The organism is Kitasatospora phosalacinea (assembly GCF_000716545.1).
GTDB lineage: Bacteria > Actinomycetota > Actinomycetes > Streptomycetales > Streptomycetaceae > Kitasatospora > Kitasatospora phosalacinea.
In genome coordinates this window covers 1-26,827 of sequence record NZ_JNWZ01000065.1, presented here as the reverse complement: position 1 = coordinate 26,827, position 26,827 = coordinate 1, and the positions used below count along the sequence as shown (strand labels likewise).

General features: G+C 75.5%; 23 protein-coding genes and 1 pseudogene. 7 read left to right on the top strand and 17 right to left on the bottom strand.

All coding sequences use genetic code 11. From position 1 onward, the window contains the following. Nucleotides 1-133 precede the first annotated feature (133 nt). From OO48_RS26955 to OO48_RS26930, 6 genes are all read right to left on the bottom strand, one after another. Complete coding sequence (locus tag OO48_RS26955) at nucleotides 134-2,698, bottom strand: ABC transporter permease (RefSeq protein WP_033220820.1); 2,565 nt, start codon at nucleotides 2,696-2,698, stop codon at nucleotides 134-136. Continuing rightward, complete coding sequence (locus tag OO48_RS26950; protein WP_033220882.1) at nucleotides 2,695-3,444, bottom strand: ABC transporter ATP-binding protein; 750 nt, start codon at nucleotides 3,442-3,444, stop codon at nucleotides 2,695-2,697. Before OO48_RS26950 ends, OO48_RS26955 begins: the two co-directional genes overlap by 4 nt. Then, entirely contained in the window at nucleotides 3,441-3,698 is a 258-nt protein-coding gene (locus OO48_RS40235) for an SHOCT domain-containing protein (RefSeq protein WP_051732892.1), read from the bottom strand. The genes OO48_RS26950 and OO48_RS40235 overlap by 4 nt, the downstream gene beginning before the upstream one ends. 115 nt (nucleotides 3,699-3,813) lie before the next feature. Beyond that, nucleotides 3,814-4,476, bottom strand: a complete 663-nt coding sequence (locus tag OO48_RS26940; RefSeq protein ID WP_033220819.1) for a response regulator — start codon at nucleotides 4,474-4,476, stop codon at nucleotides 3,814-3,816. Then, the gene (locus tag OO48_RS26935) at nucleotides 4,473-5,666 is read right to left on the bottom strand and encodes a sensor histidine kinase (protein WP_033220817.1); all 1,194 of its coding nucleotides are present in this window, start codon (nucleotides 5,664-5,666) and stop codon (nucleotides 4,473-4,475) included. The genes OO48_RS26940 and OO48_RS26935 overlap by 4 nt, the downstream gene beginning before the upstream one ends. A gap of 167 nt (nucleotides 5,667-5,833) precedes the next feature. Next, entirely contained in the window at nucleotides 5,834-6,700 is an 867-nt protein-coding gene (locus OO48_RS26930) for a PhzF family phenazine biosynthesis protein (RefSeq protein WP_033220815.1), read from the bottom strand. A gap of 164 nt (nucleotides 6,701-6,864) precedes the next feature. Here OO48_RS26930 and OO48_RS26925 point away from each other — a divergent pair, with 164 nt between their 5' ends. Continuing rightward, entirely contained in the window at nucleotides 6,865-7,593 is a 729-nt protein-coding gene (locus OO48_RS26925) for a polyprenol monophosphomannose synthase (protein WP_033220813.1), read from the top strand. 110 nt (nucleotides 7,594-7,703) lie between these two features. On the opposite strand, the gene OO48_RS26920 is transcribed toward OO48_RS26925, so the two are convergent. After that, entirely contained in the window at nucleotides 7,704-8,987 is a 1,284-nt protein-coding gene (locus OO48_RS26920; RefSeq protein WP_081952413.1) for an ROK family protein, read from the bottom strand. A 17-nt stretch (nucleotides 8,988-9,004) separates the two neighbouring features. Between OO48_RS26920 and OO48_RS26915 the strand changes: the two genes are divergently transcribed. Further along, on the top strand, nucleotides 9,005-10,255 hold the full coding sequence (locus OO48_RS26915; RefSeq protein ID WP_033220812.1) for an MFS transporter: 1,251 nt from the start codon (nucleotides 9,005-9,007) through the stop codon (nucleotides 10,253-10,255). Between the two features lie 124 nt (nucleotides 10,256-10,379). On the opposite strand, the gene OO48_RS26910 is transcribed toward OO48_RS26915, so the two are convergent. Beyond that, complete coding sequence (locus tag OO48_RS26910; RefSeq protein WP_051732877.1) at nucleotides 10,380-11,150, bottom strand: acyltransferase; 771 nt, start codon at nucleotides 11,148-11,150, stop codon at nucleotides 10,380-10,382. A gap of 100 nt (nucleotides 11,151-11,250) precedes the next feature. Further along, entirely contained in the window at nucleotides 11,251-12,015 is a 765-nt protein-coding gene (locus OO48_RS26905) for an enoyl-CoA hydratase family protein (protein WP_033220811.1), read from the bottom strand. Nucleotides 12,016-12,249: 234 nt separating this feature from the next. On the opposite strand from OO48_RS26905, the gene OO48_RS26900 reads away from it, so the two are divergent. Next, a complete protein-coding gene (locus tag OO48_RS26900; protein WP_051732875.1) occupies nucleotides 12,250-13,407 on the top strand; it encodes a glycoside hydrolase family 19 protein in 1,158 nt (385 codons plus the stop codon). Nucleotides 13,408-13,468: 61 nt separating this feature from the next. Here the strand turns inward: OO48_RS26900 and OO48_RS26895 are convergent, their stop codons facing one another. Continuing rightward, nucleotides 13,469-14,719, bottom strand: coding sequence for an MFS transporter (locus tag OO48_RS26895; protein WP_051732873.1), 1,251 nt, complete (start codon nucleotides 14,717-14,719; stop codon nucleotides 13,469-13,471). A gap of 87 nt (nucleotides 14,720-14,806) precedes the next feature. Between OO48_RS26895 and OO48_RS26890 the strand changes: the two genes are divergently transcribed. Then, entirely contained in the window at nucleotides 14,807-15,793 is a 987-nt protein-coding gene (locus tag OO48_RS26890) for an ArsR/SmtB family transcription factor (RefSeq protein ID WP_033220810.1), read from the top strand. A 73-nt stretch (nucleotides 15,794-15,866) separates the two neighbouring features. On the opposite strand, the gene OO48_RS35450 is transcribed toward OO48_RS26890, so the two are convergent. Then, a complete protein-coding gene (locus OO48_RS35450) occupies nucleotides 15,867-16,505 on the bottom strand; it encodes a hypothetical protein (RefSeq protein ID WP_051732870.1) in 639 nt (212 codons plus the stop codon). Nucleotides 16,506-16,687: 182 nt separating this feature from the next. Here OO48_RS35450 and OO48_RS26880 point away from each other — a divergent pair, with 182 nt between their 5' ends. Further along, nucleotides 16,688-18,970: a glycosyl hydrolase family 18 protein gene (locus OO48_RS26880; protein WP_033220809.1), complete on the top strand. Its 2,283-nt coding sequence runs from the start codon at nucleotides 16,688-16,690 to the stop codon at nucleotides 18,968-18,970. A 109-nt stretch (nucleotides 18,971-19,079) separates the two neighbouring features. Here OO48_RS26880 and OO48_RS26875 read toward each other — a convergent pair whose 3' ends face one another. Then, the gene (locus OO48_RS26875; RefSeq protein ID WP_033220863.1) at nucleotides 19,080-20,279 is read right to left on the bottom strand and encodes a geranylgeranyl reductase family protein; all 1,200 of its coding nucleotides are present in this window, start codon (nucleotides 20,277-20,279) and stop codon (nucleotides 19,080-19,082) included. A 211-nt stretch (nucleotides 20,280-20,490) separates the two neighbouring features. Here OO48_RS26875 and OO48_RS26870 point away from each other — a divergent pair, with 211 nt between their 5' ends. Continuing rightward, nucleotides 20,491-21,021 carry a carboxymuconolactone decarboxylase family protein gene (locus OO48_RS26870; protein WP_033220861.1) on the top strand — a complete coding sequence of 177 codons (531 nt, stop codon included), beginning with the start codon at nucleotides 20,491-20,493 and terminating at the stop codon, nucleotides 21,019-21,021. Here OO48_RS26870 and OO48_RS26865 read toward each other — a convergent pair. The 4 genes from OO48_RS26865 to OO48_RS26850 form a co-directional block, all read right to left on the bottom strand. Beyond that, the gene (locus OO48_RS26865) at nucleotides 21,018-21,455 is read right to left on the bottom strand and encodes a hypothetical protein (RefSeq protein WP_033220808.1); all 438 of its coding nucleotides are present in this window, start codon (nucleotides 21,453-21,455) and stop codon (nucleotides 21,018-21,020) included. The genes OO48_RS26870 and OO48_RS26865 overlap by 4 nt on opposite strands. 48 nt (nucleotides 21,456-21,503) lie before the next feature. Further along, complete coding sequence (locus tag OO48_RS26860) at nucleotides 21,504-22,268, bottom strand: DUF4184 family protein (protein ID WP_051732867.1); 765 nt, start codon at nucleotides 22,266-22,268, stop codon at nucleotides 21,504-21,506. Between the two features lie 36 nt (nucleotides 22,269-22,304). Further along, nucleotides 22,305-23,348 carry an NUDIX hydrolase gene (locus OO48_RS26855; protein WP_033220806.1) on the bottom strand — a complete coding sequence of 348 codons (1,044 nt, stop codon included), beginning with the start codon at nucleotides 23,346-23,348 and terminating at the stop codon, nucleotides 22,305-22,307. A gap of 280 nt (nucleotides 23,349-23,628) precedes the next feature. Further along, nucleotides 23,629-25,053: an acyl-CoA synthetase gene (locus tag OO48_RS26850; RefSeq protein ID WP_033220805.1), complete on the bottom strand. Its 1,425-nt coding sequence runs from the start codon at nucleotides 25,051-25,053 to the stop codon at nucleotides 23,629-23,631. A gap of 219 nt (nucleotides 25,054-25,272) precedes the next feature. Between OO48_RS26850 and OO48_RS26845 the strand changes: the two genes are divergently transcribed. Continuing rightward, complete coding sequence (locus OO48_RS26845; RefSeq protein WP_033220804.1) at nucleotides 25,273-26,637, top strand: S53 family peptidase; 1,365 nt, start codon at nucleotides 25,273-25,275, stop codon at nucleotides 26,635-26,637. 67 nt (nucleotides 26,638-26,704) lie between these two features. Here the strand turns inward: OO48_RS26845 and OO48_RS36715 are convergent. Next, a pseudogene (locus OO48_RS36715) lies at nucleotides 26,705-26,827 on the bottom strand (electron transfer flavoprotein subunit alpha/FixB family protein); the annotation flags it as partial.

Genomic DNA, 26,827 nt, shown 5'->3' with positions numbered 1-26,827 from the left:
CCGAGTGTAACAGTCAACTACGATAAGTGACGGTTACGGAAGCCCCAGCTTCCCCTTATGCGTACGGGTGCGCACGGCTGTGTACGGCTGTGCACCGCTGTGCACGGACGGGGAAGCCGGGGCCGACGGGGCGTCAGTCGCTCGCCACCGCCCGCAGGACGTCCAGCCGCGCCGCCCGCGCGGCGGGCCGCAGCCCGGCCAGCGCCCCGGCCGCCAGGCCGACCAGCGCGACCACGGCCAGCCGCCCGGCGGGCAGCGCGAAGGAGCCCGTCCCGGCGGTGTCGGAGGCCCGGGTGAGCGCCCAGCCCAGCAGCGCGCCCAGGGCCAGCCCGCCGGCCGTGCCGAACGCGGCGACCAGCACCGACTCCCAGCGCACCATGGCCCGCAGCTGGGCCCGGCTCTGACCGACGGCGCGCAGCAGGCCGAGTTCGCGGGTGCGCTCGTGGACGGCCAGGGTGAGCGTGTTGGCGATGCCGAGCAGGGCGATCAGCACGGCGAGCGCGAGCAGCGCGTAGACCACCGAGAGCATCATGTCGACGCCGGAGGCGGAGCTCTCCGCGTACTCGGCCCGGGTCTGCACCTGCGGGCCGCCGTACTCCTCGGCGAGCCGCCCGATCGCGGCCTTGCCCTGCTGCACGGTGACGCCCGGCTCCAGCGCGACGGCGACCAGCGTGTCGGCGTCCTGGACGCGGTGCGGCCGCCAGGCCTCGCGGCTGATCAGGTAGTCCCCGGCGACGCCGCCGCCCTGGTAGAGGGCGCGGACGGTGAAGGTGCCGGCGGTGTCGGTGAACCGCACGGCCACCGTGCTGCCCAGCCGCCAGCCGTGCGCCCCGGCCTCGGCGCGGGAGACGGCGAGGCCGTCGGTGCCGAGGGCGGCCAGCGAGCCGTCGATCCGGCCGAGGTCGGTGACCCGGGCCAGCTCGACCGGGTCGGCGACGCCCAACTGGGTGCCGCGGCCGTCGATCCGGGCGACGCCCCGGCCGAGGCCGACGGCGGTGCGCACCTCGGGGAGGGCGGCGACGGCGGGGGCCAGCTTCGGGGAGACGCCGCTGCCGCCGGCCCCGGTGGCGGGGGCGGTGACGGCGAGGTCGCCGGCGAAGGTGCGCGAGACGGTGTCGTCCAGGGTCGCCTTGACGGAGGCGCCGAACACGGTGAACAGGGTGACCACGGCGACGCCGACCATCAGCGCGGTGGCGGTGGCGGCCGTCCGCTTGGGGTTGCGGGCGGCGTTGCGGCGGGCGAGCGCGCCGGTGGTGCCGCGCAGCCGGGGCAGCGGCGCGCCGAGCACCCGGACGGCGAGCGCGGCGGCCACCGGCCCGAGCACGACCGTCCCGGCGAGCAGCGCGAGCGCCCCGCCGACGGTCAGCGTCAGCGAGGGGCCGTGCGCGGCCCCGACGACCACGGCGGGCAGCCCGGCCGCCGTCAGCACCGCCCCGACCGCCTTGCGCACCAGCGCGCTCCGGCCCCGCGCCGAGTCGTCCACGGCGGTGTCGCGCAGGGCGGCGAGCGGGGCGGTGCGGGCGGCGCGCAGGGCCGGGGCCAGTGCGGACCCGGCGGCGACCAGGGTGCCGGTGAGCAGCGGCAGCAGGATCGTCGCGGCGTGGACCACGGTGCCGCCGGTGGGCAGGGTGAACCCGATCGCGGCGAACAGCGCCTTCAGTCCGGCGGCGACGCCGAAGCCGCCGAGCAGGCCGAGCGCGGAGGCGAGGACGCCGATCGCGAGCGCCTCGCCGAGGGTGGTGCCGAGCACCTGGCGGCGGCCGGCGCCGAGGGCGCGCAGCAGGGCGTTCTCCCGGGTCCGCTGGGCGGTGACGATGGCGAAGGTGTTGTGGATGGTGAAGGTGGCGACCAGCAGGGCGACCCCGGCGAACACCAGCAGCAGGGTGGTGAACAGGCCCAGGAAGCGCCCGGAGACGTCGGCGGTGGACTGCGCGGTGGCGTCCGCGCCGGTCAGCGCCTCCACCCCGTCCGGCAGCAACGGCTTGATCTGCTCCACGAGTTGGCGCTGGCTCAGGCGGTCGGAGCGCAGCCGGACGGTGGACACCTGCCCGGTGCCCTTCGGCGTCAGGTGGGCCTGGGCGTCGGCGAGGGTCAGCGCGGTGAAGGTGCTGGGGCCCATGCCGTCGGCGTCGGCGCCGAAGGTGGCGATGCCGACCACGGTGATCCGCACCGGGTCGGGCGTGCGCAGCACCGTGCTGTCGCCGACCTTCAGCCCGCCCGCCTTCGCCGCACCCCGGTTGATCACCGCCTCGCCGGGCGCGGCGGGGGCGCGGCCCTCGGCGAGCCGGTACGGGTTGAGCTTCGGGTCGTCGATCCAGTTCCCGGCCAGGGTGGGCGGGCCCTGCCCGCCGACCGGCTCGCCGTCGGCGCCGATCAGCTGCCCCGCGCCCTGCACGGACGGCTCGGCGGCACCGACCCCGGGCGCCGTGCGCAGCCGCGCCGTCAGCGACTCCTCCAGCGGGGCGCGGACCCCGCCGGGGACGTTGGGCACGTCCAGCACCTGCGCGCTGCGGACGACGGCGTCCGTGCCCGCGTTGGCGTCCGCGAACAGGGTGTCGAAGTTGGCCCGCAGGGTGTCGCCGAGCACCATCGTGCCGGTCAGGAACGCCACGCCCAGGACGATGGACAGCACGGTGCCCAGCAGTCGGCGCCGGTGGGCGAGCAGCGAGCGCGCCCCGATCCGCACGCTCGCGCTCACCGGGCGACCGCCTTGCCGCGGCGGCCGTCGAGGGCCTTCATCCGGTCCAGCACCCGGTCGGCGGTGGGCCGCTCCATGGTGTCGACCAGCCGGCCGTCGGCCAGGAACAGCACGGTGTCGGCGTACCCGGCGGCGGCCGGGTCGTGGGTGACCATCACCACCGACTGCCGCATGGTGTCCACGGCGGAGCGCAGCAGGCCCAGCACCTCGCCGCCACTGCGGGAGTCCAGGTTGCCGGTGGGCTCGTCGGCGAACACCACCTGCGGCCGCCCGGCCAGCGCCCGGGCGACGGCGACGCGCTGCTGCTGGCCGCCGGACAGCTGGCTCGGACGGTGGTGCAGCCGGTCGCCGAGGCCGACCACGTCGATCAGCGCGTCCAGCCACTCCCGGTCGGGGGCGGCGCCGCCGAGGTCCAGCGGCAGGGTGATGTTCTCCCGGACGGTGAGCGTCGGCAGCAGGTTGAACGCCTGGAAGACGAACCCGATCCGCTCCCGGCGCAGCAGCGTCAGCTCCCGGTCGCCGAGCCCGGACAGCTCGGTCTCCCCCAGCCAGGCCCGGCCGCCGCTCAGGGTGTCCAGACCGGCCGCGCAGTGCATGAGGGTGGACTTCCCGGAACCCGAGGGCCCCATCACCGCGGTGAACCCGGCCTCGGCGAACTCCACGCTGACGCCGTCCAGCGCCCGGACCCGGGTCTCCCCCGCGCCGTACTCCTTGACGGCGCCCTCCACCCGGGCCGCGGCCGTCACCGCTTCCCCCCGTCCTCGGTCAGGACGCCCCTGCGCTCCCGGTACTCCGCCTCGTCGATCTCCCCCTGCGCGTACCGCCGCCCCAGCACCGCCAGCGGAGCGTGCTCCCCGCCCCCGCACCACCCGCGCCGCCGCCACCCCGCCCGCCGCAGCACCGTCACCACCAGCACCACCACCAGCAGCCAGAACAGCGGGAACACCAGCACCCACGGTCCGGGCCAGTGCCCGTACCCATCGGCCAGCAACGCCACCATCACCACTCATCCCCTTCGGTCGGGACCCCGGCTCCCTGCCGGCCCCTCCACCGTCCCCCCGCCACCCCGCCCGGCGCGTCCCCCACCGGGCGGCACCCGGCCTACTCCCCCCGCACTACCCCAGCCACCCCGGCCGGACCAGGCCCGACTCGTAGGCCAGCACCACCAGTTGGGCCCGGTCCCGGGCGCCGAGCTTGACCATCGTGCGGCTGACGTGCGTCTTCGTGGTGAGCGGGCTGACCACCAGGCGGCGGGCGATGTCCTCGTTGGTCAGGCCGAGGCCGACCAGGGCGAGCACCTCGCGTTCGCGGTCGGTGAGGACGTCCAGGCGGGTGGTGGCGGGTTCCTTGGAGCGGGCGGCGAACTCGCCGATCAGGCGGCGGGTGACGCCCGGGGAGAGCAGGGCGTCGCCGGCCGCCGCGACGCGGACGGCGCGCAGCAGGTCGCCGGGTTCGGTGTCCTTGACCAGGAACCCGGCGGCGCCCGCCCGCAGGGCCTCGAAGACGTACTCGTCGAGTTCGAAGGTGGTCAGCACCACCACCCGGACGTCGGCCAGCTCGGGGTCGGCGCAGATCCGGCGGGTCGCGGCGAGTCCGTCCAGCCGGGGCATCCGGATGTCCATCAGCACCACGTCCGGCCGCAGTTCGCGGGCCAGCGCGAGGGCCTGCTCGCCGTCCTCGGCCTCGCCGACCGCCTCCAGGTCGGGCTGGGCGTCCAGCAGGGCCCGGAATCCGGCCCGGACGAGCGTCTGGTCGTCCGCCAGCAGCACCCTGATCACGTCGCGTCCCCGCTCTCCGTCACCGGCAGCCGGGCCCTGACCCGCCAGCCGCCGGCCCCGTCGGGGCCCGCCTCGATGCCGCCGCCGAGCGCGGCGGCCCGTTCCCGCATGCCGGTGAGGCCGTTGCCGCTGCCGCCCGCGTCGCCGCCGCCGGGCGGCCCGGGGTCGGTCACCGTCACCGTCAACTCGCGTCCGCTCCAGTCGAGTCCGACGGTCGCGGTGCGGGCCGTCGAGTGCCGCAGCACGTTGGTCAGGGCCTCCTGGACGATCCGGAACGCCGCGAGTTCCAGCCCCGCGCCCGTCCGCGCGGCCCGTCCGCGCCGTTCGACCGTCACCGCCAGCCCGGCGTGCCCGGCCTGTTCGACCAGTTCGTCCAGCCGCCCCAGGCCGGGCGCGGGGGTGCGCGGGGCGGCGGAGCCGGGGCCGCGCAGCGTGCCGAGCACCTGGCGGACCTCGCCGAGCGCCTCCTTGCTGGTCGCCTTGATCGTGGTGAGCGCTTCCCTGGCCTGTTCGGGGCGGGCGTCGAGCAGTTCCAGCGCGACACCGGCCTGCACGTGGATCAGCGAGATGGAGTGCGCCAGGATGTCGTGCAGTTCCCGGGCCATCCGCAGCCGCTCCTCGTCGTGGCGGCGGGCCCGCGCCTCCTCCTCGGCGGCCCGCACCGCGGCGATCCGCTCCTGCCGGAACCTGGCCAGCTCGGCGCCCGCGAAGACCAGCAGCAGCCAGGCCGTGACGCCCAGCTCCTGCCACCCCCGCACCGCGTGGTCCGAGGACCGCAGCCAGCTGTCCGGCAGCGCGTAGCTGGTCAGCAGGTGCACCAGGTAGAAGCCGCCCGCGCTGAGCCAGGCCGCCCGCCGGTGGCCGTGCCGGACGGCGGTGAAGAACGCCACCACCATCGCCAGGAACCCGGGGCCGTACGGGTACCCGGCCCACAGGTACCCGGCGGTCACCGCCGAGACCGCCGCCACCGTCGCCGCCGGCCACCGGCGCCGGAGCACCAGCAGCGCCGGGCCGAGCACCAGCAACAGGTACCCCCAGCCGTCCAGCGGCACCCGCCCGCCCTGGTGCCGCTGCGCCGCCGTCGTCCCGACCACCTGGGCCGCCGCCACCACGAGCGCCCCCGCCACCGGCCACCCGGCCTTCGCCGCCCGCACCCACGGCGGCACCCACAGCGGTCGCGATTCACCCATACCGGAAGGCTAACCACCCCCCGGCCGCCCACCATCGTCCCGCCGGAGCAGACACGCGTACTCCCCGGGGAGTACCCGCCGGGGCTGGGGGAACGGCGCGTCCGTGCTGCGCGGTGGCCCCGTCACGGCCGCCGTTCCCCGGGCCCCGGGTGCGCCCTCCCGGTGGGCTAGATCCGCACGGCCGTCCCCGTGACGCGGACGCGGCTGTCGCCCTCGGTGAGGTCGACGGTGAGGACGCCCGGGCGGCCGAGGTCCTCGCCCTGGTGGAGGGTGAGGCGGGTGGTGGGCAGGGCGCGCAGTTCGCGGAGGTAGGCGCCGAAGGCGGCGGCGGCCGCGCCGGTGACCGGGTCCTCGACGACGCCGCCGACCGGGAAGGGGTCGCGGACGTGGTAGGTGGTGGCGTCCTCCTCCCAGACCAGCTGGAGGGTGGTCAGGTCGAGGCGCCGCATCAGCGCGGCGAGCGCGTCGAAGTCGTAGTCCAGGTCGGCCAGCCGGGCCCGGCTCGCGGCGGCGAGGACGAGGTGGCGGGCGCCGGCGTAGGCGATCCGGGGCGGGAAGCGGTCGTCGAGCTCCTCCGCCCGCCAGCGCAGGGCGGCGAGCGCCTCGGCGACGTCCGGCGCGGACGCGTCCTCGGTCGAGGCGGGCACGCTGGTCAGGGTGGCCAGGTGGCCGCCGTCCTCGTCGCGCACGACCTGGACCGGCACCGGCCCGGCCACCGTGGTGAAGAGGAACTCGCCGGGGCCGTGCCGTTCGCCGAGGGCGACCGCGGCGGCGATGGTGGCGTGGCCGCAGAACGGGACTTCGGCGAGCGGGCTGAAGTAGCGGACGGCGTGGGCGCGGGGCCGGTCCGGGTCGGGGACGAGGAAGGCGGTCTCGGAGTAGCCGAGGCGGGCGGCGGCGGCGAGCTGCTGCTCGTCGGTGAGGCCGGTGGCGTCCAGGACGACGCCGGCCGGGTTGCCGCCGGCCGGGTCGGCGGTGAAGGCGGCGTAGCGCAGCGGTTCGGTCGGGGCGGCGGCGGGTGCGGTGTCGGTCATGCCTGCTGAACGGGCCGACGGGGGCCGGGGATTCCCGACGGGGCGAAAGGCCTTCCGTGGATTACCCGGTGGGTATCCGGACGAAACGGCCCCGTGGGACGGACGTTCGGGAAGGAACGCTAGACTGCCGCATCCGGCTCGTACTGCATCGAGGATAGAAAAACATGGCTGAGGCCCACCCGAAGGTTGTTGTGGTTGTTCCGACCTACAACGAACGGGAGAACCTGCCGGTCCTGGTTGGTCGGCTGGCCGACCTCGGCATGGAGAACCTCCACGTCCTGGTCGTGGACGACAACTCCCCCGACGGCACCGGCGACGTCGCGGACAAGCTGGCGGCGGACTCCGGCGGCAACGTCTCGGTGCTGCACCGCACCGAGAAGGACGGCCTGGGCCGGGCGTACATCGCCGGCATGTCGCGGGCGCTGGAGGACGGCGCCGACATCGTCGTGCAGATGGACGCCGACCTGTCGCACCCGCACACCGCGGTCCCCGCGATGGTCGAGAAGCTGACGACCACCGACGCCTCGGTGGTGCTGGGTTCGCGCTACGTGCCCGGCGGCTCGACCGCGTCGGAGTGGCCGTGGCACCGCAAGGCGCTGTCGGCGTGGGCGAACTTCTACGTCAACGCGATCCTGCGGCTGAAGGTGAAGGACGCCACCGCCGGCTTCAAGGCGTGGGAGGCCCAGGCGCTGCGCCGGGTCGACCTGCAGTCGGTGCGTTCCAACGGCTACTCGTTCCAGGTCGAGATGAACTACCGGGTGGTCAAGCAGGGCATGCGCATCGCCGAGGTGCCGATCCGCTTCGAGGAGCGGGTCGAGGGCATGTCGAAGATGAGCCTGGGCGTGCAGTTGGAGTCCGCGGTGGCCCCCTGGAAGCTGCGCTTCGGCAAGTAGGCGGTAGGGCACGGCGGTAGCGTGCCGGACGGCGCGGGTGGACGGTTCGTCCCCCCGCGCCGTTCCGTTTTCCCGGGCCGGCCCGGGCCCGGGCCCTCCGGCCGCCCGGCTCAGGGCGCCGCGACGGCCTGCGGGTCCTCCAGGTAGGGCTCCCAGGCGAGTTCGGCGGCGCCGACCAGTCCGGCGTGGACGACCTGCGCGGGGACGATCGGGATGCGTCCGCTGCGGCCCCACAGGCAGCGTTCGGCGACGACGGCGGCCAGGCGGTCGGGGGCGGCGGCGAGCAGGTCGAGGTGCAGGCCGCTGAGCACGATCCGGTCCGGGTTGAGGATGTTGACCAGTCCGGCGAGGCCGAGGCCGAGCCGGTCGACGACGTGTGCGAGGGCGTCGGCGGCCTTCGGGTCGCGGGCCAGCGCGCGGGCCTGCGGGAGCAGCGGGCGGTCGGGGTCGGGGCGGCGTCCGGCGGCGGCGAACAGCGCGTCGGTGTCGGTCTCGGCGTTGAGGCAGCCGCGGTTGCCGCAGGCGCAGGGGCGGCCGAGCGGGTCGACGGTGAGGTGGCCGACTTCGAGGGCGAGGCCGGAGCTGCCGGTGTGCAGGCGGCCGTCGATGACCAGGGCGCCGCCGACGCCGCGGTGTCCGGAGGTGACCAGCAGCAGGTGGCGGGCGCCGCGGCCGGCGCCGTGCCGGTGTTCGGCGAGCGCGGCGAGGTTGGCGTCGTTGGCCACGGCGGTGGGCGGGGCGGTGCGGGCGCGCGGGCCGAGGTCGGTGCGGGCGACGGCGGCGGCGAAGAGTTCGGCGACGGGGGTGCCGGAGGGCCAGCCGAAGTGCAGGGCGGCGAGGGCGGTGCCGTCGGGTTCGGTGACGGGGTTGGGCAGGGCGAGCGCGAAGCCGAGGACGCGGCGGCGGCTGTCGCGGGCGAGCCGGGCGCCGGTCCCGGCGACGGCGGCGAGCAGCGCGGCGGGCGAGGTGTCGGCGGGCAGCGGCAGGTGGACGGGGTCGTGGAGGCGTCCGCCGAGTCCGGCGAGGGCCGCCGAGACGCCGTCGGCGTGCAGTTGGGCGGCGAGGACGGCGGGGCCGGGGTCGGCGAGGGCGAGCCGGTGCGAGGGGCGGCCGCGACCGCCGCCGGCGGGGCGGGAGTCGACGGTGATCAGGCCGAGCGCCTCCAGTTCGCCGGTGACGGCGCCGGCGGTGGCGCGGGTGACGTCGAGGGCGCCGGTGAGCGCGGAGCGGGTGGGGGCCTGTCCGGTGTGGATCAGGCGCAGGGCCGGTCCGAGCAGGGCGCGGCCGCGGTCGGGCGCGGTCCGCCGGGGCGCGCCGGGGGGCGCTCCCCGGGTCGGCGCCGGCGACGGATTCCGACTCTGGCTCGAATTCGGGCTTGAAGGTGTGTGCGGCACTCCCCTATTCTGACTTTGTGCCGCTACTGAACAAAACAGAAGCCCGCTCCTCCCTCCTCTCCGCTGCCCCTTCGAACCCTCCGTCCGGCCGCAGCTCCTCCTGGTCGGCGGCACGCCTCGCCCTCACCGCCTTCTTCACCGTCGACGGCTTCCTGTTCGCCTCCTGGGTGGTCCGGATCCCGGACGTCCGCGCCCAGGTCTCCGCCTCGCACAGCGCGCTGGGCCTGGCCCTGCTGTGCATCTCGGCCGGCGCGGTCGCCACCATGGCCCTGATCGGACGGCTGTGCCTGCGCTACGGCTCGCGCCGGGTCACCATCGCCTCGGTCGCGGTGTTCTCGCTGGCCGTGGCGCTGCCCGCGCACACCCACTCGGTGCTCGCGCTCGGCGCGGTGCTGCTGCTGTTCGGCGCGGGCTACGGCGCGGCCAACGTGGCGATGAACAGCGCCGCGGTCGACCTGGTCGCCGAACTCCGACGGCCCGTCATGCCCAGCTTCCACGCGGGCTACAGCCTCGGCGGCCTGCTCGGCGCCGCGCTCGGCGGCCTGCTCGCGGGCCGGATCAGCGCCGCCTGGGCGCTGGCCGCGGCCGCCGCGCTCGGCCTGGCCGTGACGGCGCTGGCCGGCACCGCCCTGCTGCGCGCCCCCGCCGCCCTCCCCCGCCCCGGCGCGGGCGACGCCACCGGGAGCACCGCCGCCGAGACCGCCGCCGCCCGCCCGTCCCGGCACGCCCGGCTGCTGGTCGTCCTGCTCGGCCTGACCGCCCTGTGCACCGCGTACGGCGAGGGCGCCCTGGCGGACTGGGCCACCCTGCACCTGACCGACGACGTGCACGCCAGCACCGCGACGGCCGCCGCCGGGTACGCCTCCTTCGCCTTCGCGATGACGGCGGGCCGGCTCTCCGGCACCTGGCTGTCCGAACGGCTCGGCCAGACCAGGGTGATGCTGCTCGGCGGCCTGACCGCCTGCGCGGGCATGGCGACCGCGGCCCTGGCCCCGTCCGTCCCGCTCGCCCTGGCGGGCTTCGTCCTGGTCGGCCTCGGCCTGGCCAACGTCTTCCCGCTGGCCATCGCCCAGGCCGGGGCGGCCGCCGGGCCGCAGGGCGTGGCCACCGCCTCCACCCTCGGCTACGCGGGCATGCTGATCGGCCCCCCGGTGATCGGCTTCCTGGCCGACGCGCTCTCGCTGCCGGCCGCCCTGCTCACCGTCGCCGCCAGCTCGGCCCTGGCCGGCCTGCTCGCCCTCACCGTCCGCCGCCACCGCGCGGCCTGACGGTCCCCCTCACTGCGGAACGACGGCGGACCCGGACGCCACGCGCCCGGGTCCGCCATCGCGCCGACCGCGTTCGGCCGGGCGCCGCCCACCACCCCGGCCCGGCCCGGCCGCGCCGACGGGGCTACGTCGCGGAGGGCCGCTCGCGCTCGTCGGGCAGGCGCAGGTCCCAGCCGACCAGGGCGCGCAGTTGTTCGGCGGTGACGCCGTCGGGGACGGGGCGGGGCGCCTCGTGGCGGATGGGGGGCTGCCAGCCCTCCTCGGGGCTCCAGGTGCGGACCTGGCGGGCGGGGGCGCCGGCCACCACGGCGTAGTCGGGGACTTCGCCGGCGACCACGGAGTTGGCGGCGACCACGACGTTGCGGCCGATCCGGGCGCCGGGCAGGATCACCGCGCCGGTGCCGATCCAAGAGCCGGCGCCGATCGAGACGGGCTCGTTGCGGGGCCACTGCTTGCCGATCGGCAGCGCGGTGTCGCGGTACTCGTGGGCCTGGTCGGTGATGTAGACGCCGGGGCCGGTCCACACGTCGTCGCCGAGTTCGATCCGCTGGTGGCCGACGATGTGGCTGCCGCGGCCGATGACGCAGCCGCCGCCGATCCGGACGATCGGTTCGGGGCCGAGGTCGAGGCCGGGCAGGAAGCCGGCCGACAGGGTGACGCGTTCGCCGATGATGGAGAACGGGCCGATGGTGATCCAGCGCTCGTTGAAGACGGTGCCGAGCGGGAAGGCGAGCTTGGTGCCGTCGCCGAGTTCGCCGAACCGGTACGGGCCGGGGTTGCGGTTGCTGACCGCGCCGGCGTCCTGCGCCCAGCGCCAGCCCCGGTGCACGGCGCGCCCGGCGGCCCGGCGCGACCTCTCGCGGACGGGCCCGAGCAGCCTGCGGACGATCGACATGCGCTCACCGTAGCGGCCGGTGCGCCCCCGCGGTCCGCAACGGGACCAAATTCACACCGGCCGGTAACTTGCGTCGGAGGCCGGGGTCGGCCCGCCGGGGTCAGCGCGCCCAGGGCGCGGGGCGCTTGGCCAGGAAGGCCCGCATGCCCTCCTGGGCCTCCTCGGAGCCGAACAGCTTCGCCGACAGCGCGACCAGTTCCTCGGCGTGCCGTTCGAAGGACTCCCGGACGGCGGCGTTGGCGAGCAGTTTGGACTCGGCCAGGCCCTGCGGCGAGCAGAGCCGGACGGCGTCCAGGATCGTGCGCAGCGCGGCGGCCGAGTCGTCGGCGGCCTCGGTGACCAGGCCGATCCGGGCGGCCTCGGCGGAGTCGAAGGTCTCGCCGGTGAGGTAGTAGCGGGCGGCGGCGCGCGGGTCGAGCTTGGGGCGCAGCGGCAGCGAGATGACGGCGGGGGCGAGTCCGAGGCGGGACTCGGTGAAGGCGAAGGTGGCGTCGGGCCCGGCGACGGCGATGTCGCAGGAGCCGACCAGGCCGAGTCCGCCGGCCCGGACGTGGCCGTCGACCAGGGCGATGACGGGCTTGGGGCAGTCGACGACGGCGCGCTGCAGGGCGACCAGGCCGCGGGGCGCGGCGGTGGGGTCGTCGCCGGTGGCCTCGGAGAGGTCGGCGCCGGCGCAGAAGACCCGGCCGGTGTGGCCGAGGACGACGGCGCGGACCCCGGGGTCGGCGGCGGCGTCGGCGAGGTGCGCGGTGAGTTCGGCCATCAGCCGGGTGGAGAGGGCGTTGCGGTTGTGCGGGGAGTCGAGTTCGAGGGTGGCGACGGCGTCGGCGGTGGTGCGGCGGACGTACGGCGCTGCGGTGGTCATCTGGCCTGGCCTGCCTTCCGGCTGAGGGTGGGTCGGACGGGGCGTCGTCTGCACCCTGGCACACGGCGCCCCTACTGGCCAGTACCCGATCTTCCGGGGGCGCGGTCGCACCCCCGCCGCCGGGAGTTCCGTACACGACCTCAACTTCCTTAAGGTCTAGACCTATTGACAGTTAACGGACAACCTCGCTTGAGTGCTGGGTACACCGCTCGTTCCCCCACAAGGAGTGGCCGAATGTCCCACGCCCGCACCACCCACCAGCCGGCGCACCGCGCCCGCTCCCGCCGCGGCAAGGTCGCCGCGCTGCTGACCGGCGCGCTGGCCGCGACCGGCCTGGCCGTCATGGTGCCCACCACCTCGACCGCGGCCGCCGCCTGCGCCGCCCCGTACTCGGCGACCCAGGTCTACACCGGCGGCACGTCCGCCTCGTACAACGGGCACAACTGGAACGCCAAGTGGTGGACCCAGGGCGAGACGCCGAGCACCGGCGGCTCCGGCGTCTGGGCCGACCAGGGCGCCTGCGGCGGCGGTGGCGGCACCACCAGCCCGACCCCGTCCCAGGGCACCTGCAACCACCCGACCTGGGTGGCCGGCACCCAGTACGCCACCGGCACCGTGGTGAAGTACGCGCCCAACGGCCAGTACTACGTCGCCACGCACGACAACCCGGGCTACGACCCGACCGTCTCCACCTGGTACTGGAGCCCGTACACCTGCACCGGCGGTGGCGGCACCACCAGCCCGAGCCCGTCCACCACCACCCCCAACCCGGGCGGGTTCGTGGTCTCCGAGGCCCAGTTCAACCAGATGTTCCCGAACCGGAACCCCTTCTACACCTACTCCGGCCTGGTCAACGCGCTCAGCGCCTACCCGGCGTTCGCGGGCACCGGCTCGGACACCGTGAAGAAGCAGGAGGCGGCGGCGTTCCTCGCCAACGTCAACCACGAGACCGGCGGCCTGGTCTACGTGGTCGAGCAGAACACCGCGAACTACCCGCACTACTGCGACACCACCCAGCCGTACGGCTGCCCGGCCGGGCAGTCCGCGTACTACGGGCGCGGTCCGATCCAGCTCAGCTGGAACTTCAACTACAAGGCGGCCGGCGACGCGCTCGGCATCGACCTGCTGCACAACCCGAACCTGGTGCAGACCGACGCGGCCGTCGCCTGGAAGACCGGCATCTGGTACTGGATGACCCAGAACGGCCCGGGCACCATGACCCCGCACAACGCCATGGTCAACGGCGCCGGCTTCGGCGAGACCATCCGCTCCATCAACGGCTCGCTGGAGTGCAACGGCGGCAACCCCGCCCAGGTCCAGAGCCGGGTCAACGCGTACACCAGCTTCGCCGCGATCCTGGGCGTGCCCACCGGCTCCAACCTCAGCTGCTGACGCACCGGGAGGGGGCGGCCCCGGCCGACAGCGCGTCGACCGGGGCCGCCCCCGCGCACCCTCAGCGCCGCACCAGCGCCGTCATCCCCCAGCCCGCGGCGGCGAACAGCGCGGCCAGCAGCGCCCAGCCGAACGGGCCGTGCGCGATCACCACCGAGGTCATCAGCACCGGGCCGAGCATCAGCGCGCCCGACATGCCGGTGTTGAACACGCCCTGGTAGGCGCCGTGCGCGTCGTCCTTCGCCAGGCCGTAGCTGAGCGCCCACCCGCCCGCCTGGCTGTACACCTCGCCCAGCGCCTGGCAGGCCACCCCGCCCGCCACCAGCAGCGCCGCCGCCCAGCCCGGCACCCCGGCGGCCAGGCCCAGCACCAGGCAGGACGCCGCCACCAGCAGCGCCCCGCGCCGGAACACCCGGGCCGCCGCCCGCGGTTCCTCCGTCCCCCGGGTCGCCCGCACCTGCAGCACGATCACCAGCGCGGTGTTCACCAGCAGCCCGCCAGCCACCATCCAGCGCGGCGCGTCGGTGTCGCGCACCACCCACAGCGGCACCGCGACCTCGATCATCACGAACTGCAGGGTGACCACCCCGTTCAGACCGGTCAGCAGCAGGAACACCCGGTCGCGCAGCGCCGGGTTCGGCCCGCCCGCCGCCCGCTCGGCCTGCTCGGCGGTCCGCGCCGCGACCGGCACCAGCACCGCGTACAGCACCGCGATCGCCCCGTACGAGGCCGCGTCCACCAGCAGCGCCGCCAAGTAGACGCCCCGGGTGTCGAGTTGCAGGACGGCGGCGGCGCCCAGGGTGCCCACCGAGATGCCGATGTTGGTCACCGAACGCAGGTACGCCCGGCCCGCGACCCGCCCGTCCGTCGGCAGCACCTCGGCGAACAGCGCCCCGCGCACCGCCGCGCCGCCCCGGTCCGCGACCGCCACCAGGCAGGCCAGCAGCGCGAACACCGCCAGCCGGTCCACCAGCACGTACGCCGCCGCGCACACCGCCTGCACCGCCAGCAGCGCCACCAGCACCGGCTTCGGCCCGTACCGGTCGGACAACCGCCCGGCCGGGACGCCCGCCGCCACCCCGCACGCCCCCGCGACCGTCAGCACCAGGCCGACCGTGCCGACGCCGAAGCCCATCACCCGGGTGAAGTACACCACCCCGAGCGTCATCCCCAGGCCGCTGCCGACGGTGTTGACCAGCGTGATCGCGGACAGCCGGCGCAGCACCGGGTCCTCGGGCAGCAGCCGGGTGAACCGGCTCCGGGCAGGGGGGAGCGGCGCGGCCTGGTCGGCCGCGGGAGCGGTGGAGGTCATGCCCCGATCAGACCGGGTGCGCACGGTCCGTGGTATTGATTTAGCCCCTGCCTGAATCCTCGGCCGGGAGGAGGACGGGGGGCGGTCGTGGTACTGCGGTTCCGGCTGGGCCTGGCGGACCTGGCCGCCACGTACTTCGCCTGCTCGCCGCTCCAGGAGGCGGTGCTCAGCCTGCGGATGTGGACCCACCCGGGCCACTACCCGCACGGCGCGGCCTTCGAGGCGATGCGCCCGGCCTTCGAGGCCCTCCCGCAGGCCCCGCTGCTGCGCGCCCTGGTCGCGAGCAACAAGTACGTGCCGGACTTCCTGACGCCCCGTCCGGCCGTCCCGTTCCCCGGCTTCCGCACCGAACTCGCCCTCGTCCGGGCCTTCGACCCGGCCCGGCTCGCCGACGAACTGGCCGCCGCCTTCCTCCCGCACGACCGCGAGCTGCCGCCCCCGCTGGCCGTCCGCGCCGGCCGGCCCGCCGAGCTGGTCGCCGAGATCGCCGACGCCCTCCAGGCGTACTGGACGCACGTCCTGGAGCCCGCCTGGTGGCCGCGGGCCCGCTCGGTCCTGCACGCGGACATCGTGCACCGCGCCCGGACGCTGGCCGAACGCGGCGCGGCCGGGCTGTTCGCCGACCTCGACGAGCGGCTGCACTGGTCGGACGGGGTGCTGACGATCGACCGGGACTGGGGCAACGGCGACCACGACGTCACCGTCGACCGGCGCGGCCTGACCCTGCTGCCCACCTGCTTCGCCCGCGGCGCGCTCACCGCGATCGGCCCGGACCTCACCCCGTCCATCACCTACCTGGCCCGCGGCCAGGGCAACCTGGCCGGCCCGCCCGACCCGCCGCCCGCCCCCCACGCCCTCGAACAGCTCCTCGGCGCCCCCAAGGCCCGCCTGCTGACCCTCCTCCGGGAACCCACCGCCACCACCGAACTCGCCCGCCGCCTCGGCGTCACCCCCGGCGCCGTCAGCCAGCACCTCGCCGTCCTGCACGCCACCCGCCTGGTCACCCGCGCCCGCCACGGCCGCCTCGTCCTCTACGCCCGCAGCCCCCTCGCCGACCGCCTCCTGGGCCCGTAGGGACGCGTCCAGGAGGTCCGTGCCGCTCCGGGCCGGGAGAGCAGGATCCGCCTCCCGCCGGAGGGCGCCCGCTTCAGCAGAACGCCAGCACCGCCCCCGTCCCCACCGAGCAGCGCGCCGCCAGGCGCAGTTGCAGGCAGATGAACGCCTCGGTGCCGTAGCGCCGCCAGCCCTCCGCCGCCGGGCCGGGTCCGTCGCAGGCGTCGGCGACCTCCTCGGAGTGCGGGTCGAGGTCGTCCGGCAGGCCCAGGGCCCGGGCGAGTTCGTCCAGTTCGGCCAGCAGCCGCACCGAGGAGCCGAGCAGGCCGCCGCTCAGCTCGGAGTCGGCCAGGACGGGGGCGAAGTCCACCGGCACGTAGTAGCCCTCGCAGTCCGAGTGGTGGACCAGGTGGTCGAACGGACCGGGCGGGTCGTCCGGGACGTCCTGGTAGGCGGCCGTCAGCACCGGGTCGTCGGTGGCCCGCGCCCCGTCGTCCAGCGGTTCGGGCAGCCGCCCGCTCGCGGCGAGGTGCGCGGCGAGGCGGCGCAGCGCGTGCAGGCCCGAGTAACCCCAGATCCGCTCGCCGAAGTGCGGGCCGCTCTCCGGCTCCCGCCAGCCCGGCAGCCCTTCGCGGGCCAGCACCGCGCCGATCGCCGCGCACTCCTCGCGGAACCACTCGGCCGTGTCCTCGTCGGCGCCGATCAGCGCGCCCACCATCACATCGAGTCCCATGGCCGCGATCCTGCCACCGCCCGCCGACAGCGCCCCCGGCGCCGGCCCCGGCCCCCTCCCGAATGATCGTCAACTCCCTTTAGGTATAGACCTGTTGACGGGTTGGTCCAGTCCACCTACCCTCCTGAGTGCCGCTCCCGGCACCCCTGTACGGAATCCCCCACACCAGACAGGGAGTACCGATGCACGTCCGCTCCAGGCAATGGCTCAGGGCCCGCCTGCTGGCCCTGCTCGCCGCGCTCGCACTGCCGATAGCCCTGCTCGCCGCCACCCCCGCGCACGCCGCGGCCAAACTGACCGCCGCCTTCACCAGCGACAACTACGGGTCCTGGTGGAAGGGCACGTTCATCGTGAAGAACCCCAACGCGACGGCCGTCACCGGCTGGACGCTGGAGTTCGACCTGCCCCCGGGCGTCACGATGACGGGTACCTACAACGGCACCTCGACCACCACCGGCGGCCACGTGGTCGCCACCAACGCGTACTACAACGCGACGGTGCCGGCGAACGGCTCGACCGAGCCGTACAGCTTCTGGTTCATCGGCAACGGCCCGATCGCCGCCCCGCTCAACTGCCGCGTCAACGGCGACAAGTGCGACGGCACCCCGGACGTGCCGCCGACCGCCCCGGGCGCCCCGGCACTGGTCGACGCGACCGCGCACAGCATCTCGCTGAGCTGGACGGCCGCCTCCAGGGGCGACTTCCCGGTCGCCTCGTACGACGTGCTCAGCGGCTCGGTGGTGCTCGGCTCGGCCACCAGCACCTCCACCACGCTGACCGGCCTGACCCCGGCCACCGCGTACAGCCTCACCGTCCGGGCCAGGGACACCCGCGGCAACACCGGCCCGGCCGGCGCCGCGCTGAGCGCCGCCACCGTCGACCCGGCCAGTGACACCGTGCCGCCGACCGCGCCCGGCAACCTGCGCTCCACCGGCGTCACCAGCACCAGCGTCTCGCTGGCCTGGGACGCGGCCACCGACAACAAGCGGGTCGCCGCGTACGACGTCTACCAGGGCGGCAACCTGGTGCAGACCGTCACCGGCACCACCGCCACCGTCGGGCAGCTCTCCCCCGCCACCCCGTACGCCTTCGCGGTCAGGGCCCGGGACGCCGCCGACAACGACTCCCCCGCCTCCGGCACCCTGGACGTCACCACCGGCGACCTCGCCGGGCCCGGCAAGTACTCCCGGGTCGGCTACTTCGTGCAGTGGGGCATCTACGGCCGCCAGTACTTCGTCAAGAACCTAGAGACCTCCGGCAGCGCCGCCAAGCTCGACGTGATCAACTACGCCTTCGAGAACATCGACCCGACCAACCTGACCTGCACGGCCGGCGTCACCAAGGGCACCACCGCCGACCCGCAGGACCCCGACCAGGGCACCGGCGCCGGCGACGCCGACGCCGACTACGCCCGCCCGATGAGCGCCGCCCAGTCCGTGGACGGCGTCGCCGACGACGGCTGGTCGCCGCTGCGCGGCAACCTCAACCAGCTCAAGAAGCTGAAGGCGAAGCACCCGAACCTGAAGGTCGTGGTCTCGCTCGGCGGCTGGACGTACTCCAAGTACTTCTCCGACGCGGCCGCCACCGACGCCTCCCGCAAGAAGCTGGTCTCCTCCTGCATCGACATCTGGATCAAGGGCAACCTGCCCTCCTACAACGGCGCGGGCGGCCCCGGCACCGGCGCCGGGATCTTCGACGGCATCGACCTCGACTGGGAGTGGCCCGGCTCGCCCGACGGCCACGCCGGCAACCACTACTCCGCCAATGACAAGCAGAACCTGACCCTGCTGCTCGCCGAGTTCCGCCGCCAGCTCGACGCCCTCGGCGGCTCGCACAAGCTGCTCACCGCCTTCACCCCCGCCGACCCGGCCAAGATCGGCCAGGGCTGGGACCTCTCGCGGATCTTCCAGTACCTGGACATCGCCAACGTCCAGGGCTACGACTTCCACGGCTCCGGCAGCGACAACTCGTGGGAGCCGAACAAGACCGGCCAGCAGGCCAACCTGTACGCCGACCCCGCCGACCCGTACCCGTTCCACTTCTCGATCGAGAACGCCGTCAAGACCTACCTCGACGCCGGCGTCAACCCGCGCAAGCTCACCATCGGCTTCCCGTTCTACGGCCGCGGCTGGCAGAACGTCACCGACGGCGGCGCGCACGGCGCCTGGCAGGCCGCGGGCGGCGCCGCGCCCGGCCAGTTCGCCGAGGAGGCCGGCACCCGCGGCTACAACAACCTGATCACCTCGGTGCCCAACCTGACCGTCCACCACGACCCGGTCTCGGTCTCCACCTACGGCTACACCGGCAACGGCGGCCAGTGGTGGACCTTCGACGACACCTGGTCGATCGGCCAGAAGACCGCCTGGCTCAAGTCCAGGAACCTGCTGGGCGCGATGGTCTGGGAGATGTCCGGCGACACCCCGTCGGGCACCCTGATGAACGCCCTGGACGCCGGCCTGAAGTGACCCCCCGTCGGGGCGCGGGGCGGTCCCCCTGACCCCAACACCCCGCGCCCGCCCGAACGGACCCGCCCGGGAAGGGACTCCCCCTCCCGGGCGGATCCGCCCCCGCCGGCTACTGCCGCCCGGCGACCGCGGCCAGCTTGCGCGCCGCCCGGTGGTCCCGCATCAGCTGCGCGAACGTGGTGTGCCCCTGGGTGGTCCGGGCGAACGCCCGCCACGCCGGGTTGATCACCGACACCGCCAGGTGGAACAGGTACGGGCGCTTCTCGAACGAGGCCAGCATGACCTTCCCGGCCCGCATCTCCACCCCCAGCCCGGCCTTGATCGCGAACGCGTAGTTCAGCGCCTGCCGCCGCACGTCCGCCGCGCCGCCCGCCTCGGCCACCTGCACCGCCCACTCGCCGGCCAGCCGGCCCGAGCGCAGCGCGTACGAGATGCCCTCCCTGGTCCACGGCTCCAGCAGCCCGGCCGCGTCGCCCGCGACCAGCACCCGGCCGCGCGACAGCGGCGAGTCCTCGGCCCGGCAGCGCGTCAGGTGCCCGGACTCCACCAGCGGCTCGAAACCGGACAGGCCCAGCCGGCGGATGTACGCCGCCAGGTACTCCTTGGTCCTCTCGCCCTCGCCGCGCGCCGAGATCACCCCGACCGTCAGCGTCCCCGAGTCGGTCTTCGGGAACACCCAGCCGTAACTGCCCGGCAGCGGGCCCCAGTCCAGGTGGATCCGGCCCGCCCAGGCCCGCGACACCGACTCGGGGACGGGGATCTCCGCCTCCAGGCCCAGGTCGATCTGGTCGAAGGTGACGCCGACGTGCCGGCCGATCCGACTCGCCGAGCCGTCCGCGCCGACCACCGCCCGCGCCTCCACCTTCCGGCCGTCCGCCAGCGTCACGAACACCGTCCGGCTGTCGCCGCCCCGCTGCTCCACGCCCGTCGCGGCCACGCCGGTCACCAGCACCGCCCCGGCCTGCTCGGCGGACTGCACCAGGCGCAGGTCGAACTCGTCCCGGTTGACCAGGCCGAACAGCATCCGCTTCGAGCGCCGGGTGCGCGTCCAGCGGCCGTTCAGCGCGAAGGTCACCGCCGAGACGCGGTCCTGCAGCGGCAGTTTGAAGTCCTCCGGCAGCGCGTCCCGGGACGGGCCGATGATGCCGCCGCCGCAGGTCTTGTACCGGGGGTGCTCCGCCTTGTCGAGCAGCAGCACCCGGCGGCCCCGCGAGGCCGCCGCGTGCGCCGCCGAGGAGCCCGCCGGGCCCGCGCCGACCACCACGACGTCCCACACGCCGTCGAGCCGCGCCGCCCCGTCGTCCTGCACGTCCTGCGGGTCCGTGCCCGCGAACCCCTCCGACGCCCCGTCACCGGCGTCGTCGGTGAGGGCCAGGTCCTGAGTGCTACCCGTGTCAGTCACGGTCGCCCATCCTAATCTGCCCGTCCCCCTCCGCCGGCGTGCCCCGCCCCGCCGTCCGCGATCCCCTCCCCAGGTCAAGCCCTTGCCAAGCCCGCTCCGAACCGCTTCAGTGACCCCCATGCCCCACATCGCACTCCCCACCGACGACCCCGGCATCCGGGGCCTGCTCGCCGCCAAGCCCTCCTCCGGCCTGCGCCTGAGCGAACTCGCCGAGCAACTCCTGCGCGGCGAATCCCCGTTGAGCGTCGGCGAACGGGAGCTGATCGCCGCCTACGTCTCCTCCCTCAACCGCACCCGCTACTGCGCCGGCGCCCACGGCGCCACCGCCGCCCACCGCCTCGACGGCGACTTCGCCCTCGTCGAGGCCGTCCAGACCGACCTCGCCACCGCCCCCGTCACCGACCTGATGCGCGCCCTGCTCCACCTCGCCGCCAAGGTCGCCGACAGCGGACTGTCCGTCACCCCCGAGGACGTCGCCGCCGCGAAGGCCGCCGGCGCCGACGACGAGACCGTCCACGACACCGTCCTGATCGCCGCCGCCTTCTGCATGTACAACCGCTACGTCGACGGCCTGGCCGCCGTCACCCCCGAGGACCCCGCCGCCTACCGCGCCATCGGCGCCCACCTCGCCGCCAACGGCTACCTCTAGGTCCGGTCCGCGTCCGGAAGCCTGGCCAGGAACCGGTCCAGCTCCGGACGCGACTGGAACGAGACGTTCACCCGCAGCCGTCCCCTGTGCTGCGGCAGGCGCAGCCACAGCGTGTTCCAGGTCCGGCCGTGCCTGACCTTCGCCACCAGCCGGCCGGCCTGCTCCAGCGGCACCACCGCCACCGCCCGCCGCACCTCGCCCGTCGTCCGCGACCCCCGCAGCACGAACACCGACCTGTCCGTCACGGCGAGGTAGTAGACGTTCGTGACCAGCGGGATCGCGGGCCCGAAGAAGTACTCCAGGTACGGGGACACCTCACCGGTGCCGACCACGACCAGCCGGGGCCGCTCGGTCCGGTCCATCCGCAGTACGGCCCGTCTGGCCTCCGAGGCCAGTTCCGGCTTCCGGTCGGCCGCCTTCAGCGTCACCGTCATGGTCCCCTCCCACCGTGAGCGCGTCCGCCGCGGACGCAGGGGCAGACCCTATCCGACGTCCCCGCACGAACCGCTCCGGGGGAGCGAACCACCTTGCCGCACCGGACGGTTCGCCCCGCTCCAGCCGGTCTTCCGCCGCCGCGCCCCCAGCAGCGCCGCCCCCACCGCCAGCCCCGCGCCCGCGCCGAAGCACGCCTCGTCGACCACCCCCCGCTCGCGCCGCCGCACCCGCTCGGCCGCCCCGGCCAGCGCCGCCGCGGCCAGCAGCGCGGCGGTGCCCCTGCGGCTCTCCCGCCAGGGCCCGGCGTACTTCGCGAGCACGCCCAGCCCGGCCAGTGAGGTTCCGTACTGGAGGGCGGCGTGCAGCGGGACGCCGCCGACCCGGCGTTCCAGGACGGGCAGGGCGCGGACGCCGGCCCGGCCGTGGTGGGTGAAGGAGTCCCAGACCAGGTGGGTGGCCGCGCCGGCGGCCAACGCGCCCGCCGTCAGCGCGAGTTCGCCGGGGGTCGGGCGTCCCTCGGGCACCACGGGGTTCCAGCGCCCCGGCACCGCCGCCCGCAGGGGCTCGCGCCACAGGCCGTACCAGCCGGCCACCAGCCCGGCGCCGATCGCCACGTCGAGCGTCGGCGCGGCCCACCACCGGTGCGTCAACCCGCCGTGTCGGTAGACGCCCCGGACGAGGGACTCCGCGAAGAACGGCACGTCGGGCGCCACCGAGCCGGCGACCAGCCCGGCGGCGACCAGCGCGCCCCCGCGTCCGGCGGCCCGCAGGCCGGGCAGGACGGCGGCGGCGTGGCTGAGGGTGAACGGCATGCCCCCATCCTGCCCGCCCCGCCGCCGCGGACGCCGTCACAGCGCGGGCGCCACCCCCGTCGCGGCGGGCCGCCCGCCCTCCAGGTAGCGCAGTTCGCCGACCGCCCTGGCCTCCAGCGCGGCGACCAGCCGGCGCATCCGGGCGGGCGGCAGCATCTCGGCGGCCTCCCGGAGCGTCGCGAAGTGCCAGTCGCGCAGTTCCCCGGCGGGCAGCCGCAGCCGCAGCACCTGGGAGGGGCCGAGCCGCCCGCCGTCGTAGACCAGCCGCAGTCCGCCGCGGCCGCGGCCCGAACCGGGCTCCCAGTCGACGGCGAGCAGCCGCAGTTCCTCCGGGCGCAGCCGCAGGTCGAGTTCCTCGGCGACCTCCCGCACGCCCGCCGCGGTGGGCGGCTCCCCGCGTTCGACGACGCCGCCGGGGAACTCCCAGTGCGGCTTGTAGGCGGGGTCGACCAGCAGCACCCGGTCCCGGTCGTCGAAGAGCAGCACGGCCGCGGCCACGGTGTCCCCGTCGCCGCCCTCGCTGCGCACGATCGGGCAGCGGGTGGCGCCGCTGCGCACCAGTTCGGCGATCCGCTCGGCGCTCTGCCGCGGAGACAGCACCCCGTTGTCGACCATCCGGGCGTCGCCGGCCAGCCAGCCGCGCGCGGCCAGGTACGCGGGCAGCGCCTCGCGGGCGCGCCGGCGGAGCGCCGCGGTGGCCTCCGGGTCGCCGGGGACGTCCTCGCGGGTGGCGATCCGGGCCCGCAGAATCGTTTCGACGGGGTCGAGGACGACGTGGTGGACGGGGATGCCCCGGCCGGCGAGCGAGCCGAAGATCTCGTCGCGGTGCTCCTGGCGCAGCAGCGTGGCGGGGACGACGACCGGCCCGTCCGCCTCGGCGGCGAGCGCGGCGGCGGTCTCGGCGGTGAGCCGACGCCAGGCGGGCGACTCGGGGAAGTCCGGCGTGCCCGGCCGGGCGGCCCGCAGGGCCGGTCCCAGGGTGTCGGGGTCGAACAGCAGGCTTCCCGGCAGCAGCCGGACCAACTCCCGGCAGACGCTCGTCTTGCCCGCCCCGAACGCCCCATTGACCCAGACGATCACAAGCATCCCTGCCCCTCCTCGGCGGCCCGGCCGTGCACCGGGCGGCGCGGGGCACCGACCCCCGCGCCATCCCAGTGGTACCCACTCCCCGGCCTCCTGAAAGGGCGCTCCGCGGGGCGGGTTGCGCGCCGGAGCGCGCGCCGGAACACCGGGCGGGTCGGACGCCGGGCAGGTCGGGCCCCGGTCCGGGACGACGGGCCGGGACGACGGGCCGGGACGACGGGCCGGGACGACGGGCCGGGACGACGGGCCGGGACGACGGGCCGGGACGACGGGCCGGTCAGGCGCCGCCGTCCAGCAGCCGCTGCTTGAGCACCTTCCCCATCGCGTTGCGCGGCAGGTCGGCGACCAGCACCACCCGCCGGGGCCGCTTGTGCGCGGACAACCGCCGCGCCACGAAGTCGATCAACTCCCGCTCCCCGAGCGCCCCGTGGCCCTCCCCCGGCACCACGTACGCGACGACCGCCTGGCCGAGGTCCGGGTCGGGCGCGCCGACCACGGCGGCGTCGGCGACGCCGGGGTGGTCGCGCAGCGCGGCCTCGACCTCGCCGGCGCCGATCCGGTAGCCGCCGCTCTTGATCAGGTCGACGGAGGCCCGGCCGACGATCCGGTGGAAGCCGTCCGGTCCGATCACCGCGACGTCGCCGGTGCGGAACCAGCCGTCCGCCGTCCAGGAGGCGGCGGTGGCCTCGGGCCGCCCGAGGTAGCCGTCGAACAGGGTCGGGCCCTGCACCTGGAGTTCGCCGACGCTCTCGCCGTCGGCGGGCACCGGCCGCCCGTCCTCGCCGGCCAGCCGGGTGCGGGTGCCGGGCAGCGGCAGGCCGACGGCGCCGGGGCGGCGCTCGCCGTCGGCCCGGGTGGCGACGGTGATCAGCGTCTCGGTCATGCCGTAGCGCTCGGCGGGGGCCTGCCCGGTGAGCTGCCGCAGCCGTTCGAAGACCGGCACGGGCAGCGGCGCGCTGCCGGACACCAGCAGCCGGGCGCCGGCGAGCTCGCGGGCGGCGGCGGGGTCGGCGGCGATCCGCGACCACACGGTGGGGACGCCGAAGTACAGGCTGCCCCGGGCGGCCGCGTACCCGGCGGGGGTGGGCCGGCCGGTGTGGACGAGCCGGCTGCCGGTGCGCAGCGCGCCGAGCACGCCGAGCACGAGGCCGTGCACGTGGAACAGCGGCAGGCCGTGGACGAGGGTGTCCCCGGCGTCCCACCGCCAGGCGTCGGCGAGCGCGTCGAGGCCGGCGGCGACGGCCCGGTGCGGGATCAGCGCGCCCTTGGGGGCGCCGGTGGTGCCGGAGGTGTACAGCACGAACGCCGTCCGGTCGCCGTCCTCGGCGGCGGGCCGCCAGGCGCCGGAGGGGCGGTCCGCCAGGTCGACCGGGAGGGCCGTCAGCCCTTCGGTGTCCTCGGGCAGTCCGGTGCCGGCCAGCAGCGCGGCGCCGCTGTCGCGCAGGATGTGCGCCCGTTCCACGGGCCCGGAGTCGGGCGGCAGCGGCACCACCGGCACGCCGGCCAGCAGGCCGCCGACCACGGCGGCGACCGTCTCGGCGGTCGGCCGGGCCAGTACCGCCAGGCCGGGCGCTCCGGCCGCGCGCTCGGCCACCGCCCCGGCGGCGCCGAGCAGTTGCTCCCAGGACAGGGCGGCGCCGTCCACCGCCACCGCGTCCGCCCGGTCCCCGTACCCGCCGTCGAGTGCTGTCAGCAGTCCCATGCCGCCCGACTCTACGAGCCGGTGCCGCCGCGCGCGGCGGCACCCCGCCGAACTGGGGCGTTACCGAACCGCTCCGCGTCCTTTACCGGATCCGGTGGCCTGCCGGGGCCGCGTCCACCGCCGTCTCGGGCTATGGCAGGGCCCGGCGGCTGCCGATGGGATGGGGGCGCCCCGGCCGGACCACGCCGGGGCCCGTCTCTTCGAGGAGTCCCCTTGGGCATGCACCCCGCCACCGCGGGCACCCGACGCTCCACCGCGCTGCGGACCGCCGCGCTGCTCGTCGTCGGGGCCACCGCCCTGACCGGCGCGACCGCCACCGCCCGGTCCGCCGCGCACCTCCCGGCGTTCGAGCTGCGTCCGGCCTCGGCCGGGCGGATCGACGCGGTCGGCCGGGTCGCGCCGATGTCGACCTCGGACTGCGTCACGCAGATCGGCATCCACTGCTACTCGCCGCTGCAGTACCGCACCGCTTACCACCTGGACCCGCTCTACCGGCAGGGCGTGACCGGCAAGGGCCGCACCATCGTGATCGTGGACTCCTTCGGCTCGCCGACGATCCAGCACGACCTGGAGGTGTTCGACAAGCAGTGGGGCATCCCGGACACCCGGGTCGAGGTGGTCAAGTGGGGGGACGTCCCGGTGTTCGACCCCACCGACGGCGACCACACCGGCTGGGCCGGCGAGACCACCCTGGACGTCGAGTACGCGCACGCGATCGCCCCCGACGCGCACATCGTGCTGGTGGAGACCGGCGTCGCGGAGACCGAGGGCGTCACCGGCCTGCCCGAGATGATGGACGCCGAGAAGGCCGTCATCAAGTCGCACGACGTGGACGTCGTCTCGCAGAGCTTCGGGGCGACCGAGAACACCTTCCCGGGCTACGACGAGGGCGACTTCAAGTCGATCGAGAAGCTGCGCCACGCCTTCGAGTTCGCCGCCGCCCGGGACGTCACGGTGCTCGCCGCCTCCGGCGACAACGGCGCCACCGACGCGATGGAGAACGGCAGCGACCTGTACCCGTACAAGGTCAACTCCTGGCCCTCGGCGGACCCGCTGGTCACCTCGGTCGGCGGCACCCGGCTGACCCTCGACGACGCGGGCAACCGCACCGCGCCCGACCAGGTCTGGCACGACGACTACGGCGCGGCGGGCGGCGGCGTCTCCGGCGTCTTCGAACGCCCCTGGTACCAGGCCGCGGTGGCGAACGTGACCGGCGACCACCGCGGCACGCCCGACATCTCGATGAGCGCGGCCGTGGACGGCGCCGCCTGGACGTACGAGTCTTACGACCCGGCCCGGGTCGGCTGGCACCTGGTCGGCGGCACCAGCGAGGCCACGCCGGTCTTCTCCGGCGTCGTCGCCCTGGCGAACCAGCTGGCGGGCCACCGCCTCGGCCAGCTGAACCCCCGCCTGTACGCGCTGGCCCTGCTGCCCCAGCAGGTCAGCGGCATCACCGACGTCACCGCCGGCGACAACTCCTGGGACGCGGTGACCGGCTACCGGGCCGCCAAGGGCTACGACCTGGCCTCCGGCCTCGGCACCGTCGACGGCACCCGCTTCGTGCACGCCCTCGCGGGCCGCTGACCGCCCCCGCGCGTGACGAAGGGCGCGGCCCCCGCGGGGGTCGCGCCCTTCACCGTGCCCGGCGTGCTCAGCCCTTGCGGGCCTTCACCTCGTCGGTGAGTTGGGGCAGGACGTTGAAGAGGTCTCCGACGACGCCGTAGTCGACGAGTTCGAAGATCGGGGCTTCGGGGTCCTTGTTGACCGCGACGAT

Bases quoted from the DNA above. Each gene is read 5' to 3' on its own strand.
- OO48_RS26895 (WP_051732873.1), bottom strand. From the start codon at position 14,719: ATGACCTCCACCGCTCCCGCGGCCGACCAGGCCGCGCCGCTCCCCCCT.
- OO48_RS35450 (WP_051732870.1), bottom strand. From the start codon at position 16,505: ATGGGACTCGATGTGATGGTGGGCGCGCTGATCGGCGCCGACGAGGAC.
- OO48_RS26845 (WP_033220804.1), top strand. From the start codon at position 25,273: ATGCACCCCGCCACCGCGGGCACCCGACGCTCCACCGCGCTGCGGACC.
- OO48_RS26900 (WP_051732875.1), top strand. From the start codon at position 12,250: ATGTCCCACGCCCGCACCACCCACCAGCCGGCGCACCGCGCCCGCTCC.
- OO48_RS26850 (WP_033220805.1), bottom strand. From the start codon at position 25,053: ATGGGACTGCTGACAGCACTCGACGGCGGGTACGGGGACCGGGCGGAC.
- OO48_RS26865 (WP_033220808.1), bottom strand. From the start codon at position 21,455: ATGACGGTGACGCTGAAGGCGGCCGACCGGAAGCCGGAACTGGCCTCG.
- OO48_RS26930 (WP_033220815.1), bottom strand. From the start codon at position 6,700: ATGACCGACACCGCACCCGCCGCCGCCCCGACCGAACCGCTGCGCTAC.
- OO48_RS26880 (WP_033220809.1), top strand. From the start codon at position 16,688: ATGCACGTCCGCTCCAGGCAATGGCTCAGGGCCCGCCTGCTGGCCCTG.
- OO48_RS26935 (WP_033220817.1), bottom strand. From the start codon at position 5,666: ATGGGTGAATCGCGACCGCTGTGGGTGCCGCCGTGGGTGCGGGCGGCG.
- OO48_RS26860 (WP_051732867.1), bottom strand. From the start codon at position 22,268: ATGCCGTTCACCCTCAGCCACGCCGCCGCCGTCCTGCCCGGCCTGCGG.
- OO48_RS26870 (WP_033220861.1), top strand. From the start codon at position 20,491: ATGCCCCACATCGCACTCCCCACCGACGACCCCGGCATCCGGGGCCTG.
- OO48_RS26910 (WP_051732877.1), bottom strand. From the start codon at position 11,150: ATGTCGATCGTCCGCAGGCTGCTCGGGCCCGTCCGCGAGAGGTCGCGC.
- OO48_RS26905 (WP_033220811.1), bottom strand. From the start codon at position 12,015: ATGACCACCGCAGCGCCGTACGTCCGCCGCACCACCGCCGACGCCGTC.
- OO48_RS26925 (WP_033220813.1), top strand. From the start codon at position 6,865: ATGGCTGAGGCCCACCCGAAGGTTGTTGTGGTTGTTCCGACCTACAAC.
- OO48_RS40235 (WP_051732892.1), bottom strand. From the start codon at position 3,698: ATGGTGGCGTTGCTGGCCGATGGGTACGGGCACTGGCCCGGACCGTGG.